This window comes from Methylobacterium terricola (assembly GCF_006151805.1).
GTDB lineage: Bacteria > Pseudomonadota > Alphaproteobacteria > Rhizobiales > Beijerinckiaceae > Methylobacterium > Methylobacterium terricola.
Genome location: NZ_VDDA01000016.1, coordinates 122109 through 136732, shown reverse-complemented (window position 1 = coordinate 136732; position 14624 = coordinate 122109). Strand labels below are relative to the sequence as shown.

The 14624-nt window shown below is 71.5% G+C and carries 14 protein-coding genes; 9 read left to right on the top strand and 5 right to left on the bottom strand.

The annotated features are described in order from the left end of the window. The first annotated feature begins 51 nt into the window (after window positions 1-51). Window positions 52-255 carry a hypothetical protein gene (locus FF100_RS26035; RefSeq protein ID WP_205825014.1) on the top strand — a complete coding sequence of 68 codons (204 nt, stop codon included), beginning with the start codon at window positions 52-54 and terminating at the stop codon, window positions 253-255. A 72-nt stretch (window positions 256-327) separates the two neighbouring features. On the opposite strand, the gene FF100_RS26030 is transcribed toward FF100_RS26035, so the two are convergent. After that, window positions 328-1095 carry a restriction endonuclease gene (locus FF100_RS26030; protein ID WP_139038666.1) on the bottom strand — a complete coding sequence of 256 codons (768 nt, stop codon included), beginning with the start codon at window positions 1093-1095 and terminating at the stop codon, window positions 328-330. A gap of 278 nt (window positions 1096-1373) precedes the next feature. On the opposite strand from FF100_RS26030, the gene FF100_RS26025 reads away from it, so the two are divergent. Further along, window positions 1374-2168: a DUF1194 domain-containing protein gene (locus FF100_RS26025; protein ID WP_139038665.1), complete on the top strand. Its 795-nt coding sequence runs from the start codon at window positions 1374-1376 to the stop codon at window positions 2166-2168. Window positions 2169-2256: 88 nt separating this feature from the next. Here the strand turns inward: FF100_RS26025 and FF100_RS26020 are convergent, their stop codons facing one another. Together FF100_RS26020 and FF100_RS26015 are read right to left on the bottom strand one after the other, a co-directional pair. Beyond that, entirely contained in the window at window positions 2257-2688 is a 432-nt protein-coding gene (locus FF100_RS26020) for a Ros/MucR family transcriptional regulator (protein ID WP_139038699.1), read from the bottom strand. A 662-nt stretch (window positions 2689-3350) separates the two neighbouring features. Beyond that, the gene (locus tag FF100_RS26015; RefSeq protein WP_425463354.1) at window positions 3351-4391 is read right to left on the bottom strand and encodes an adenylate/guanylate cyclase domain-containing protein; all 1041 of its coding nucleotides are present in this window, start codon (window positions 4389-4391) and stop codon (window positions 3351-3353) included. A gap of 325 nt (window positions 4392-4716) precedes the next feature. Here FF100_RS26015 and FF100_RS26010 point away from each other — a divergent pair, with 325 nt between their 5' ends. Further along, entirely contained in the window at window positions 4717-4950 is a 234-nt protein-coding gene (locus tag FF100_RS26010) for a hypothetical protein (protein ID WP_139038664.1), read from the top strand. 44 nt (window positions 4951-4994) lie between these two features. On the opposite strand, the gene lanM is transcribed toward FF100_RS26010, so the two are convergent. Together lanM and FF100_RS26000 are read right to left on the bottom strand one after the other, a co-directional pair. Then, window positions 4995-5402, bottom strand: coding sequence for a lanmodulin LanM (gene lanM, locus FF100_RS26005; protein WP_139038663.1), 408 nt, complete (start codon window positions 5400-5402; stop codon window positions 4995-4997). Window positions 5403-5541: 139 nt separating this feature from the next. Next, window positions 5542-6864 (bottom strand): hemolysin family protein, encoded by a 1323-nt coding sequence (locus FF100_RS26000; RefSeq protein ID WP_139038662.1) that lies wholly within the window; start codon window positions 6862-6864, stop codon window positions 5542-5544. A gap of 282 nt (window positions 6865-7146) precedes the next feature. On the opposite strand from FF100_RS26000, the gene purH reads away from it, so the two are divergent. The 6 genes from purH (at window position 7147) to FF100_RS25970 (ending at window position 14623) form a co-directional block, all read left to right on the top strand. Continuing rightward, on the top strand, window positions 7147-8748 hold the full coding sequence (purH, locus tag FF100_RS25995; RefSeq protein WP_139038661.1) for a bifunctional phosphoribosylaminoimidazolecarboxamide formyltransferase/IMP cyclohydrolase: 1602 nt from the start codon (window positions 7147-7149) through the stop codon (window positions 8746-8748). A 115-nt stretch (window positions 8749-8863) separates the two neighbouring features. Further along, entirely contained in the window at window positions 8864-10147 is a 1284-nt protein-coding gene (locus tag FF100_RS25990; protein WP_139038660.1) for a DUF3422 family protein, read from the top strand. A gap of 283 nt (window positions 10148-10430) precedes the next feature. Further along, entirely contained in the window at window positions 10431-10898 is a 468-nt protein-coding gene (locus FF100_RS25985) for a (2Fe-2S)-binding protein (RefSeq protein WP_139038659.1), read from the top strand. 13 nt (window positions 10899-10911) lie between these two features. Beyond that, a complete protein-coding gene (locus FF100_RS25980; RefSeq protein ID WP_139038658.1) occupies window positions 10912-13107 on the top strand; it encodes a xanthine dehydrogenase family protein molybdopterin-binding subunit in 2196 nt (731 codons plus the stop codon). Beyond that, a complete protein-coding gene (locus tag FF100_RS25975; RefSeq protein ID WP_139038657.1) occupies window positions 13104-13370 on the top strand; it encodes a c-type cytochrome in 267 nt (88 codons plus the stop codon). Before FF100_RS25980 ends, FF100_RS25975 begins: the two co-directional genes overlap by 4 nt. Beyond that, the gene (locus tag FF100_RS25970; protein WP_139038656.1) at window positions 13367-14623 is read left to right on the top strand and encodes an NAD(P)/FAD-dependent oxidoreductase; all 1257 of its coding nucleotides are present in this window, start codon (window positions 13367-13369) and stop codon (window positions 14621-14623) included. Before FF100_RS25975 ends, FF100_RS25970 begins: the two co-directional genes overlap by 4 nt. Window position 14624: the final 1 nt, after the last annotated feature.

Here is a 14624-nt window from a genome sequence, read left to right as displayed (position 1 = left end):
TGCGGACGACGCAGGATCGATCATAACAAGAGCAATGCGGAGGAAACAATGATGGCGACGGTCTCGATGCAGCCCCGCCCGATGGGCCGGTCGCCGGCGCTGCTCGGCGCCAACGGGCCGGCTCCCCTCGACGAGGCCGGGACCACCTCCGGCGCGTCGGCCGTCCGTTCGGACCGCCAGTCGATCGAGGAACAGCGCGAGCGCGCCCAGCGGGAATTCAAGCGGATCTGGAACCTCTGCGCCCTGCCGCGGTAAGCCTTGGTCGGCCGGGAGCCTCGGCCGGTCGCGCCTCCCCCGGGCTCGTGTCCCCGAGCGTCGTGCCCGGGCTCATCGCGCCCGCCCGCTCGGCCGCGCCCCGAGCTCCGCCAGCGCGTCATGGTGCAGCAGCCACACGTCCGTCGCCGCCGCGAGCTTGCGCGCCGCCGGCGTGAACCCGGCATTCGACACCACGGCAGCGCAGTCGGCGTTCCAGTAGCTGCGGGCCGCCACCACCTCCTGCACCGCGCCGTTGCCGACCGGCTTCGCGTAGCGCTTGCACTGCACGACCAGCCGCAGGCCGTCCCGCTCCGCCACCACGTCCGCCCCCTGGTCGCCCGCCGCCTTCGTGGTGTGCGCCTCCCAGCCGGCCCGTTCGAGCAGGGCGGCGCAGTAGCGCTCATAGGCGATGCCGTCCTCCGGCAGCGTGTCCGCTTCGTCGGGGAGACCGACGCTCAAGGACGCCGCCTCGACGATATCCAGGATCTCGTCCCAGCGCGCCTCCGCCAGGTCGCCGTAGCCCGCAGCCTCGAGGCGCGGCAGCACCGTGCGCTCGGCGAAGTAGCTGCGCTCGCGCAGCCAGCCGTCGAGGATCTCGTTGCCGTAAGGGTCGACGTAGCTTTCCTGCCGCCGGCGCAGGGCCAGGGTCTCGGCGTGACGCCGGGCGATGGCCCGGACCCGCCGCCGGAACCGGCCGCCGCGCCCGAGCCGGTGGACGACCAGCGCCAGCACCACCAGGCCGGCGATCGCGAGCGCCTTCGGCCCGAACCACAGGCTCGCCGCACCCCCGGCCAGGATGGGCCAGAACAGGCGATCGGCGAGGCTGGACGGGCGGGGCATCGGGAACCTCTCGCGCCGCAGGACGCGGCCGGACGGTCCGGACTCTCGGCGGGCCGCGTTGTCCCCAGCCTAAGACACCGTCCTTCCCGAGGCTCGTCCACAGCAAAGGCTCGGCCTCGTCCCGGGCCGGGCGCGCCGCCCGCCACGACGGCGGCAGGCGGCGCCTCACGCGAGCGTGTCGAGGCAAGGCCTTCGCGGCGCTTGCGTTCGGGCCGCCGGGCATCCGATCCTGGCTTGCCGCCGGAGCCCAAGCCGGGCCGGCGCACGGGAGTGCCCGGATGAGATCACGCGTGGTCGCGCTTCTCGCCTGCCTGGTCGTCGCGGTCGCGGCCGGCCCCCCCGTCCGGGCCGGGGGCGACCCGGTCGAGGTCGACGTGGCCCTGGTGCTCGCCGTCGACGTGTCCCTGTCGATGACCAGCGACGAGCAGTCGGTGCAGCGGGACGGCTATGTCGAGGCGTTCCGCAATCCGGCGGTGCACCAGGCGATCCGCCAGGGCATGGTCGGGCGCATCGCCGTCACCTATGTCGAGTGGGCGGGGGTCGGCAACCAGCGGGTCGTGGTGCCCTGGACGCTGATCGCCGGGCCCGAGGAGGCGACCGGCTTCGCCGAGCGGCTGGGCCAGAGCCCGCCCCGGCGCTCGACCTGGACCTCGATCGCCAGCGCCATCGACTTCTCCGCCGGCCTGCTCGCCGGCAGCGGCTTCGAGGCGACGCGGCGGGTGATCGACGTCTCGGGCGACGGTCCGAACAACCAGGGCCGGGCGGTGACCAAGGCCCGCGATGACGCCGTCCGTCAGGGCATCGTCATCAACGGCCTGCCCCTGATGATCCGCGAGCCGAGCGGGCCCTGGGACATCAAGGACCTCGACCTCTATTACCGCGACTGCGTCATCGGCGGCAGCGGCAGCTTCATGGTGCCGGTGCGCGAGCGCGACCAGTTCGCCGCCGCGATCCGCACCAAGATCATCCGCGAGGTGGCGGGCCGCGAGCCCGCGCCGCTGCTGCAGCGGGCGCAGGGAGAGCCCCGGGCCAATTGCTTCATCGGCGAGCGCCCCAATCCCGACTGGGATTAGGGTGCCCGGGAATTGCAATCTCCGGATGTGACGTCCGGAGCCTTTCCGGCTCACCGCCGGTAAGGCCCGCATCCACCCGGCCAATCGATTATTCCGCCGCACCGCGCTGCGATTTGCGCCGCTGTTGCCCCAATCCCATCGTCTTTGCCAGTTCCGAGCGGGCCGCCGCGTAGTTGGGCGCCACCATCGGATAGTCGGGCGACAGGTTCCAGCGCGCCCGATAATCCTCCGGCGACAGCCCGTAGCGGGTGCGCAGGTGGCGCTTCAGCGACTTGAACTTTTTGCCATCCTCGAGGCAGACGAGATAGTCTGGCATGATCGATCTCTTGATCGGGACCGCCGGGGTCAACGGCTCGGCCTGAACGGCCGCCGAGCCGTTGACGAGGCCGCCCAAGGCGGAATGGACCGAGGTGATCAGGGCCGGCAGGTCGGCGACCGGGACCGAGTTGTTGCTCACGAAAGCCGCCACGATATCTGCGGCGAGCTCGATATAGGTCGTCGACGCCTCACTCTCATTCATCAGGTCGGCCTTCTGGTCAGGATAGATTCGCGAGACGCTCGGACATACCCACCCGGTGCTCCTGATGCTGTAGGGCTGGCCTGTCTTGGCTTCAGAGTGCAACTATGATGTCGGCGCCAGGACTGCAAGCGGAAAAAGAACCGACCGCCGCCTTCGGTCAACGGCCGTGCGAAGTTCTTGTTGAGGCCGGTTGTGTCGGGGGTTGTGCTGAATTCAGCGTTGGCGGTAGGGCGTCCCAACTCGCGCGATCGTGGCGTCGGGGCGCCATCCTCTTTGGCTGATGCCTTCCGATTTGATGCAGCACCTTGGGGACGAAAGTAAGAACATTTATCGCTCATTCATGTTGGCCGGTAGCAGGGCCATCGCGGAGGGCAGCAACCGTGAGATGCTGAGGCATTTATCAAATATTATACCCGTATAAATTTTTACTCAATTCCATCACGCGCGAGTGGATCGCTCGTGGGCTGCGGACGATATCCGGCAGCGCAGCGCTTTCGCGCCGACGGAATTGAGTCCCATAGTTTAGCTGCGCTGTTGCGTTCAGATTTGACAGTGCAGGTGTCTCTTGTCCTGCAAAATTCTCGCGAACGACTGATCATCGTCGCCGATGACCAAAGGTAATAAAAGATCGATATTGGTGTGCAGACCGGTCGGTACGATGTTCAGGCTGCGCTGCGGCCGGCACGCGGGGCGTGTTCGAGGGCGGCGACCGCCAGGACCTGGTCGCGCCCGCGCACCGCGTGCTCGCCCAGGGCGCGCGCCCGCACGCCATCGGGCAGGCGCGGCAGTTTGGCCAGGAGATCGCCGGAGATCAGCACCGGCGCGTCGAGGGTGCGGCACAAGGCTTCCAGCCGCGCGGTCACGTTCACGGCATCGCCGAAATACGCGATCTTGTGGCGGTCGACCCCGACCTCGGCGGTGACCACCGGCCCGCCATGCAGGGCGGCGCGGATGCGCGGCACGGCGCCGAAGCGCTCCTGCCAGGCGGCAGCGTCCCGTGCCAGGCTCTCCTGGATCGCCAGCACGCAGGCGACGCAGCGCGCGCCCTGGAGGCCGCGGGCCATCGGCCAGGTGATCATCGCCATGTCGCCGACGAAGTCGTCGGTCGAGCCGTGGCAGCGGCGCACCGGCTCGGCCAGCGTCGCGAAGACCGCGCCGAGGAAGGCCTGGGTCTTGAGCGCACCGTGCGTCTCGGCATAGGCGGTCGAGCCGACGACGTCGACGAACAGGAAGATGCGCTCCTCCTCGACCGGCCGGTGATAGCGCCCGACCAGCAGGTTGACGAAGACCTCGGCGCCGATGAGGTCGCGCATCCGCACCACGAAGACCAGCAGGGCCGAGACCGCCAGCGCGTAGACCAGCACCCGCAGCGACGGCACCACCGCCACGGCGAAGGGCTCGGGGGTGAGGCCGGTGCTCCACACGATGATGCCGCCGGTGGCGTGGCCGAGGGTGATCATGCCGACATAGGCCAGCTCGGCGATCGGCACGTAGAGGAAGGTCGGCAGGCGGCGCAGGCGCGCCTGCAGCTGCGGCAGCAGGGTGCCGCGCTCCATCAGCAGCGCGCAGGCGCCGATGAAGAAGCCGTGGATCGCCGCCACCAGCGGGATGCCGTTCTGGAACAGCGCGTCGTAGAGCAGGCCCGCCCCGGCGCTGAGCAGCAGGATCCCGATCCAGAACCAGGCGTGCTGCGGGATCGGCAAGCCCGCCACCCGCCAGAGATGGGCCACGCGCGCCGGAAGGCCGGGTTGCACCGCCTCCTCCGATGAGGAGCGGTCGACGGGGCCGGCTGCGGGCACGGTGGTGATCTCCTGCGGCCGGCGCGGTGGCGTGCCCGCGCGGCGTGACCGCAATTCGCCTGCGATTCGCGCCGTTTTGAGGGCACCGCGGCATCAATCTGCCGAAGGGGGGCGCAGCCGGCGCGAAATCGCCCGGCGACTGTGGATCGGTGGGGGATCGAAGGCGCGGAACCGTTCGCGCGACGACGGCGTTTCGACGGCGATTGAACGCTCAAGCCTGGAGACTTCGATGTCCTTCCGCCTCGCCACCCTCGCGACGCTTGCGGCCCTCGTCACCGTGCCGGCTCTCGCCGAGGACGTGACGGTGATCCGGCGCGACTCCGCCCCGGTCGAGCGCAGCACCGTGATCGAGAAGCGCTCGGTCGAGTCGACCGGCTCGGTCGGCGGCTGCGAGACCAAGACCGTGAAGAATACCAACGAGTACGGCGACAGCAAGACCGTTCACAGCGAGCGCTGCGACTGATCCCGCGACGCGGGCGGCCCGGTCGGGCCGCCCCCTACGGGACCTTACTTCAGCAGGCGCGCCAGGGCCTTGCCGGCCGGGGTGCGCATCTCCTTGGCGTCGAGGGTGCCGTCGTTGTCCGGGTCGGCGGCCTTGAAGCGGGCCTCGACCAGGGCGAGGTACTCGTTCTTGTCCAGGGTGCCGTCGTTGTCCGGGTCGGCCGCCTTCATGTCCTTGCGGCTGACGCGGCCCTGCAGCTCCTTGGTGTCGAGGGTGCCGTCGGCATCCTTCTCGAGCTTGTCGAACACCGCGCCGGCCGCCGCCTTCGCCTCGGCGAGGTCGATCGTGCCGTCGGAATCGGTGTCGACCGCCGCGATGGTGCGGTCGGCCTTCGGCTTCGCCTCGGCCGAGACGGGCAGGGCGAGGGGGCCCGCCAGGAGGGCGGCGAGCAGCAGGGTGCGGTTCAGGGCCATGGGACAAGGTTCCTCGGCAGGGGGCGCCACGAGCGGCGACCCGGGATAATCTGGCAATCGGATACCTACCCGGTCCGCGAAGCTTTGCAAGCGCGCCTGACGCAGGGGAGGGACGTGGGGGAGGGCGGCGTGGCAGCGGTCACGCCGGCAGCCGCTCCGCCAGGACCTTGTCGATCCGCCGCCCGTCCATGTCGACGACCTCGAAGCGCCAGCCGCTGCGCTCGAACCCGTCGCCGGCGGTGGGGATGCGCCCGAGCTGGAAGATCACGAAGCCGGCGAGCGTCGAGAAGTCGTCGCTGTCGGGCCGCTCGGTGAGGCCGAGGCGCTCGAACGCGTCGACCGCCGGCATCATCCCGTCGATCAGCAGCGAGCCGTCCTGGCGCTCGACCACCATCGGCTCGTCGTCGTCGGTCTCCGGGATGTCGCCGGCGATCGCCTCGAGCAGGTCGGTCTGGGTGACGATGCCCTCGAGGCTGCCGTACTCGTCGACGACGATCGCCATCCGGACGGGCTTGGCCTTGAAGGTCTCGAGCACCCGCAGGATCGGCATCGCCTCGTGCACGACGATCGGCTCGCGGATGATCGCGTCGAGGGTGATCGGCGCCCCATCGAGGAGCTGGTTGAGCACGTCCTGCTTGCGCAGCACGCCGACGATCTCGTGGATCTCGCCGCGGCTCGCCACCAGTTGCTCGTGGCGGCAGGCCCGGATCGTCTCCAGCACCGCCTCGCGCGGGTCGTCGACGTCGATCCAGTCGACCTCGTGGCGCGGGGTCATGATGTCCTTCACCCGGCGCTCGCCGATGCCGAAGATCCGCTGCACCGCCTCCTGCTGCGCCTCCTGGATCAGGCCGGCCTCCTGGCTCGCCGCCACCAGCAGCGACAATTCGGCGGTGGAGTGCAGCGCATCCTCGCCCGAGCCGGGCTGCAGGCCGCACAGCCGCAGCACCCCGTTGCCGAGCCCGTTGAGGAACGAGATCGCCGGCCGGAACACCAGCAGGAACAGCGTGAGGGGGCGCACGATGGCGAGCGCCGTGCGCTCGCTGCGCTGCAGCGCCAGGCTCTTCGGCGCCAGCTCGCCGAGCACGATGTGCAGCGAGGTGATGACGACGAAGGACAGGACCACCGCGATGGCGTGGGCGCCGACATTGCCGACGCCCTGCGGCAGCCAGAACAGGGCCGGCTCGATCAGGTGGGCCAGGGCCGGCTCGCCGACCCAGCCGAGGGCGAGCGACGAGATGGTGATGCCGAGCTGGGTGGCGGCGAGATGCGAATCCAGGCTTTCGACCGCGCGTTGCAGGGCCGAGGCGTTCATCCGCTTCTCGGCTACGAGTTCCTGGACCCGGCTGCGCCGGACCGCCACCAGGGCGAACTCGGCCGCGACGAAGAACCCGTTCGCGAAGACCAGGAACACGATGGCGAACAGGCCGAGGCCCGTCCCCCAAGGACTGTCGGAGAAAATCACCGCCTCCCGTGGCGCGACCGGCCGTGCCCGGGGCGGGAAGCGGCCGGTTCCCTCATAGCAAGTCTGCCCCTCCGAGCCTATCCGTCTGACGGGCGCGCTCGCGCTCCTCCACGGGCGATGCCGCGGGGGCAGTCGGGCCGCCGCGGGCGTTCCTCCCGCGCCGCAACATCTGGCCTCGACCGCCGGTTTCTGCTAGGCGCGCCCGAAGATCCTGCGCCGGCTTGGATTTTTCGCTGCGATTCGTCCTGCCGGCACCCCACGACCTGAAAGAGCCGGACCACCATGGCGAGCGACCTGTCCCGCATCTCCCGCGCGCTCCTCTCCGTCTCCGACAAGACCGGGCTGGTGGAGTTCGCGCGTGCGCTTGCCGCCCGCGGCGTCACCCTGGTCTCGACCGGCGGCACCCACCGGGCGCTCACCGAGGCCGGCCTGCCGGTGACCGAGGTCTCCGACCTCACCGGCTTCCCCGAGATGATGGACGGGCGGGTCAAGACCCTGCATCCGGGCGTGCATGGCGGGCTGCTCGCCATCCGCGACAATCCCGAGCACCAGGCCGCCATGCTGGCCCACGGCATCGCGGCGATCGACCTTCTCGTCGTCAACCTCTACCCGTTCGAGGCGACGCTGGCGGCGGGCAAGCCGGCCGCCGACTGCATCGAGAACATCGACATCGGCGGCCCGGCGATGATCCGCGCCGCGGCCAAGAACCACGAGGACGTCGCCGTCGTGGTCGACGTCGCCGACTACGCCACGGTGCTCGCCGACCTCGACGTCCATGACGGCGCGGTGACCCGGGCGACCCGCCGGCGCCTCGCCCAGAAGGCCTATGCCCGCACCGCCTCCTACGACGCCGCCATCGCGACCTGGCTCGCCGGCGAGATCGAGGCGGCGCCCGAGAGCCAGACCTTCCGGGCCCTCGGCGGGACCCTGGCGCAGGGGCTGCGCTACGGCGAGAACCCGCACATGAAGGCCGCGTTCTACCGCACCGCCGGCGCCCCGCGCCCCGGGGTCGCGACCGCGCGCCAGCTCCAGGGCAAGGAGCTGTCTTACAACAACCTCAACGACACCGATGCCGCCTACGAGGCGGTGAGCGAGTTCGACCCGGCCCGCAAAGCCGCCGTGGTCATCGTCAAGCACGCCAATCCATGCGGCGTCGCCGAGGGCGCGAGCCTCGTCGAGGCCTACGAGCGGGCGCTGCGCTGCGATCCGGTCTCGGCCTTCGGCGGCATCGTGGCGCTGAACCGCACCCTCGACGCCGAGGCGGCGCGGAAGATCGTCGAGATCTTCACCGAGGTGATCATCGCCCCGGACGCCACCGAGGAGGCGGTCGCGATCGTCGCCGGCAAGAAGAACCTGCGTCTTCTGACCGCCGGCGGCGTCGCCGATCCGCGTGCCCCCGGCCAGGCCTGGCGCACGGTGGCGGGCGGCTTCCTGGTCCAGGACCGCGACAACGCCGTCATCGACGACATGCCGCTCAAGGTCGTGACCAAGCGCGCCCCGACCGAGGCCGAGCTCTCGGATCTCCGCTTCGCCTTCCGGGTCGCCAAGCACGTCAAGTCGAACGCGATCGTGTACGCCAAGGACGGCGCGACGGTCGGCATCGGCGCCGGGCAGATGTCGCGGGTCGATTCCTCGCGCATCGCCGCCTGGAAGGCGGCCGAGGCCGCCAAGGCCGCCGGCCTTCCCGAGAGCCTCGCCCGCGGCGCGGTGGTCGCCTCCGACGCGTTCTTCCCCTTCGCCGACGGCCTGCTCGCCGCGGCCGAGGCCGGCGCCACCGCGGTGATCCAGCCCGGCGGCTCGATGCGCGACGATGCGGTGATCCAGGCCGCCGACGAGGCTGGCCTCGCCATGGTGCTCACCGGACACCGCCACTTCCGGCATTGAGGCGAGCGAGCCCGGTCGGCTGACCGTCGGGCCGGTCGGCCGACCGGCCCGTTGACCGACGGACCGGCCTCGGCCAAGCCTCGCCGGATCATCACGGCAGGCGGGACCTCGACGAATGCGGCTGGACGAACACCCTCTGCGGGCACGGGTGCTGGCGGAGGTCCATGCCCGGCCCTTCACCCCGGTCACGACGCCCCGCCGCTTCCTGCACTACGCCTTCCTGACCGACGGCGACGCCGCCGCCGCCGACCGCGACGCGCTGGAGGCCTATTGCACCGGGCTCGGCCATCCCGGCCCGATGCCGGGGGCCAAGCAGCACCGGGTGGTGTTCTCCGGCGCGGTCCTGCGCTGGGAGAGCCACAGCGAGTTCACCACCTACACCTGGGAGTTCGGCGACGCGCAGGGCCACGCCTTCCAGCCCCAGCCGGACGGGCTCGAGGGCGCGATGGCCGAGGTGGTCCAGCCCGGCCCGCTCCTCGTCGCCGTCGATCTGCACCTGCTGCCGGCGGTCCAGGACGGGTTGCCGTCCGACGCGGTCTCGGGCTTCAACGCCGCCTCCCTCGCCATGGCGGAGGCGGAAGGCGGCGCGGCGGTGATCGCCACCGACTTCCAGCCCGACCCGCACGGCTACGTCCGCATCGTGGTGGCCGACCGGCGCCTGAGCCGGCTCGGGGCCGGCAGCCTGGTCCAGCGCCTGCTCGAGATCGAGACCTACCGCACGCTCGCCCTCCTCGGCCTGCCGGAGGCGCAAGCGCTCGGGCCGACGATCCGGCGGATCGAGACCGCCCTGCCTCCCCTGATGGAGGCGATGCGCGCCAGCGAGGGCTTCGCGGCGAACCACGCCCTCCTCGACGAGCTGATCGGGCTCGCGGCGGAGCTGGAGGCCGGCGCCTCGCGGGCGATGTACCGCTTCGGGGCGACGCGGGCCTATGACGAGCTGGTGCGCCTGCGCCTCTCCTCCTCGGGCGAGCACGCCCTGCCAGGGCAGACGAGCTGGTCGGTCTTCCTCGCCCGGCGCTACAACCCGGCGATCCGCACCTGCACGACGATCGCCGAGCGGCAGGACCTGCTCTCGCGCAAGCTTGCCCGGGCGGCGCAGATGCTGCGCACCCGGGTCGATATCGAGCTGGAGCGCCAGAACCAGGCCCAGCTCCAGTCGATGAACGACCGGGTGCGGTTGCAGCTGCGCCTGCAGCAGACCGTGGAGGGCCTCTCGGTCGCGGCGATCACCTACTACGTCGCCAGCCTCGTCCACCACGTGCTGGAGGGCGCGCACCATGCCGGCCTGCCGGTGGACCCGACCGTCGGGACGGCCGTGGCGGTGCCGCTGGTGCTGGTGGGCGTGTGGTGGACGGTGCGGCGGATCCGGCGGATGCACGCGGAGCCGGGCGGGCATTGAGGGGACCGGGCCGGCCCTCGGCCGGCATCGCCATCCGGCGGGAACGGCCTCTCCGCCCGTCCTGAACATCCGGTTCCGGGTTCCGTGAGAGGGGGCCCGCTTCGGTGCCGGCGCCGCGCCCGGAGGCACGCCGCGCCCGGTCGCCCGCTCCCGCTCGCGCATCCGTCAATTGACAGACACAGGCGCGCACCTCGAAGTTGTTATCGCTAAAAGGTGCGCACCAACGGTCCGATGGCGGCGCCCCACGCGGCCGCTCCCGAGAGCCCAACGAACGGAAACGCCCATGATACGCCTGAACGTGAACGGCTCCGTGCGCGAGGTCGAGGCAGAGCCCGACACGCCGCTGCTCTGGGTGATCCGCGAGCAGGTCGGCCTCACGGGCACCAAGTACGGCTGCGGCATCGCCCAGTGCGGCGCCTGCACGGTCCATATCGACGGGCAGGCGGTGCGCTCGTGCGCGATGCCGGTCTCGAGCGTCGAGCCGGGGCAGAAGATCGTCACCATCGAGGGCCTGAGCCCCGACCGGTCGCATCCGGTGCAGAAGGCCTGGGCGGCGCTCGACGTGCCGCAATGCGGCTTCTGCCAGTCCGGCATGATCATGGCCGCCGCCGCCCTGCTGGCGCAGAAGCCCAAGCCCAGCGAGGCCGAGATCCGCCAGGAGATCACCAATATCTGCCGCTGCGGCACCTACAACCGGGTGCTCGCCGGCATCACCCTCGCCGCCGAGGGCGGCGAGACCGGCCGCGGCTGACGGGAGGATCACGATGACCAAGACCGTCTCCTCCGCCGTCTCCCCCGCCCTGTCCCGCCGCTTCTTCCTGGCCGGCTCCGCCGCCGCGGCCGGCGGCCTCGCCCTCGGCTTCGACCTGCCCGTCGCGCAGGCCGCGTCCGGTGCGGCCTCGCCTGAGATCAACGCCTGGGTGGTGGTGCGCCCGGACGAGGCCGTGGTGATCCGCATCGCCCGCTCGGAGATGGGCCAGGGCACGCTCACCGGCCTCGCCCAGCTCGTGGCGGAAGAACTCGGCTGCGACTGGGCCCGGGTCACCACCGAGTACCCGACGCCGGGCCAGAACCTCGCCCGGGGCCGGGTCTGGGGCGATTTCTCCACCGGCGGCAGCCGCGGCATCCGTGAATCCTACGTCGCGGTCCGCCAGGGCGGCGCCGCCGCCCGCACCATGCTGGTCGCGGCGGCAGCCCAGGAATGGGGCGTCCCGCCCGGCGAGTGCCGGGTCGAGACGGGCACGATCAGCCATCCGGCCTCGGGCCGCTCCACCACCTTCGGCAAGGTGGCGGCCGCCGCCGGCCGGATGGAGCCGCCGAAGGACGTGGTCCTGAAAGACCCGAAGGACTGGACCATCGCCGGCAAGCCGGTGAAGCGCCTCGACACCCTGGAGAAGACCGACGGCTCGCAGGTCTACGGCATCGACCTCACGCTGCCCGGCATGCTCAACGCCGCGATCCGCGACTGCCCGGTGGTCGGCGGCACGGTGAAGAGCGTCGATGCCGCGGCCGTGGAAAAGATGCCCGGCGTGCGCAAGGTGGTGCGGGTCGGCGACAGCGCGGTGGCGGTCGTCGCCGACACGTTCTGGCGCGCCAAGACCGCCGTCGACGCCTTGGCCGTCGTCTGGGACGAGGGCCCGAACGCCAAGGTCTCGAGCGAGACCATCGCGGCGATGCTGAAGGAGGGACTCGACGCGCCCGAGGCGTTCGTCGGCAACAAGGCCGGCGATGCCGCGGCCGCGCTGAAGGGCGCCGCCAAGGTGGTGGAGGCGACCTATTCCTACCCGTTCCAGAACCACGCCACGATGGAGCCGATGAACGCCACGGCGCGCTGGACGCCGGAGCGGTGCGAGGTCTGGACCCCGACCCAGAACGGCGAGGCGGCGCTCGCGGCGACGGCCGAGGCCGCCGGCCTGTCGCCGCGGCAATGCGACGTGCACAAGATCCACCTCGGCGGCGGCTTCGGCCGGCGCGGCGCCACCCACGACTGGGTGCGCCAGGCGGTGCTGATCGCCAAGGAGCTCCCCGGGACCCCGGTCAAGCTGATCTGGACCCGCGAGGAGGACATGACCCACGGGCGCTACCACCCGGTCACCCAGTGCCGGATGCGCGCCGCCCTCGACGAGACCGGCACCCTCACCGGCCTGCACATGCGGATTTCCGGCCAATCGATCCTGGCCGGCATCCTCCCGGGCCGGCTCGGGCAGGACGGCAAGGACCCGGTGGTGTTCCAGGGCCTCAATCCCGGCGGGGCGGAAGCGGCGATCGGCTACACGATCCCGAACCTGCTCATCGACCACGCGATGCGCAACCCGCCGATCATTCCGGGCTTCTGGCGCGGGGTGAACACCAACCCGAACGCGATCTACCTCGAATGCTTCCTCGACGAGGTGGCGCAGGCGGCCGGCCAGGATCCGCTCGCCTTCCGGCGCAAGCTGATGGCGAAGCACCCCAAGCACCTCGGCGTGCTGAACGCGGTGGCCGAGCGGATCGGCTGGGACACCAAGCCGCCGGCCGGCATCCATCGCGGCATCGCCCAGATCATGGGCTTCGGCAGCTACGTCGCGGCGGCGGCGGAAGTCTCGGTCTCCGACGACGGCAAGGTGAAGGTTCACCGCATCGTCGCCGCCACCGATCCGGGCGTGGCGATCAACCCGCAGCAGATCGAGGCGCAGGTCGCCGGCTCCTTCGTCTACGGGTTGTCGGCGGCGCTCTACGGCGAGTGCACGGTGAAGGACGGCCGGATCGAGCAGACCAACTTCGACAGCTACCCGGTCCTGCGCCTCGACGAGATGCCGGCGGTGGAGGCGATCCTGATGCCGTCCGGCGGCATCATCGGCGGCGTCGGCGAGCCGACCATCGCGGTGGCCGCACCCGCCGTGCTCAATGCGGTCTTCGCCGCCACGGGCAAGCGGGTGCGGCAGATCCCGGCGAGCCGCACGGACCTGAAGCGCGCGTGAGGGCCGGTCTCCTGCTCCTGCTGCTCGCGAGCCCGGCGGTGGCGGCCCCGCCGCCGGGCGCCTCGTCCTGCTCGGGCTGCCACGGTGCGCCCGGCGGGGCGGTGCCGAGTCTGTCCGGCCACTCGGCCGAGGACATCGCCGCCTCGCTCGCGGCCTTCCGGACCGGGGCGCGGCCCGCCACGGTGATGAACCGCATCGCCAAGGGCTTCTCGGAGGAGGAGAGCCGGGCGATCGCCGTCTGGCTCGCGGGAGGCGGCCCATGACCGGGATTGGCCGACGGACCATGCTGGCGGGTCTCGCCGCTGCCGGCCTGCCCCGCCCCGCCTTGGCGCAAGGCGCCCGCGGGCGCGTCGTCGTGGTCGGCGGCGGCTTCGGCGGCGCCACCGCCGCGCGGGTCCTGCACCGGGCCGGCCTCGCCGTCACCCTGGTCGAGCCGGCGGAGACCTATTGGGCCTGCCCGTTCAGCAACGAGGTGATCGCGGGCCTGCGCCCGATGGCGGCGCAAGCCTTCGGCTACGAGGCCTTGCGGGCGAGCGGCGTGACGGTCGCGAGGACCAGCGCCGAGGCGGTCGACGGGGCGGAGCGCCGGGTGCGCCTCGCCGACGGCAGCACCCTCGACTACGACCGGCTGATCCTCTCGCCCGGCATCGCGCTCCGCTTCGATGCCCTGCCGGGCTACGATGCGGCCGCCGCGGAGGCGATGCCGCATGCCTGGAAGGCGGGCGCGCAGACCGAGCTGCTGGCCCGCCAGCTCGCCGCGATGCCGGAAGGCGGTACGGTGGTGCTGTCGGTGCCGGGCAACCCGTATCGCTGCCCGCCCGGCCCCTACGAGCGGGCGAGCCTGATCGCGTACTACCTCAAGACCCGCAAGCCCCGCGCCAAGCTGATCGTGCTCGACGCCAAGGATACCTTCTCCAAGCAGAAGCTGTTTCAGCAGGCGTGGACGACGCTCTATCCGGACGTGCTCGACTACGTGCCGCTCGCCGCAGGCGGGCAGGTCACCGCGGTCGATCCGGGCGCGATGACCGTCGCCACCGACTTCTCGACGGTCAAGGCCGATGTCGCCTGCATCATCCCGCCCCAGCGCGCGGCTCCGATCGCCGCTGCGGCCGGCGTCGCCGACCGCTCGGGCTGGTGCCCGATCGACCCGGTGACCTTCGAATCGCGCCTGGTGCCGCGGATCCACGTGATCGGCGACGCGGCGATCGCCGGGGCGATGCCGAAATCCGCCTTCGCGGCGAACGCCCAAGGGAAGGTCTGCGCCGACGCGGTGATCGACCTCCTGGCCGAGCGGGCGCCGGTGGCGCCGAAGCTCGTCAACACCTGCTACAGCCTGGTCGCGCCGGGCTACGGCATCTCGGTGGCGGGCGTGTACCACCCGGACAAGGGCGTGCTCGCCGATGTCGAGGGCGCCGGCGGCACCAGCCCGCTCGACGCGCCCGACGCGGTGCGCCGGCAGGAGGCGGCCTACGCCGAGGACTGGTACCGCACCATCACCCGGGCGGTGTTCGGGTGAG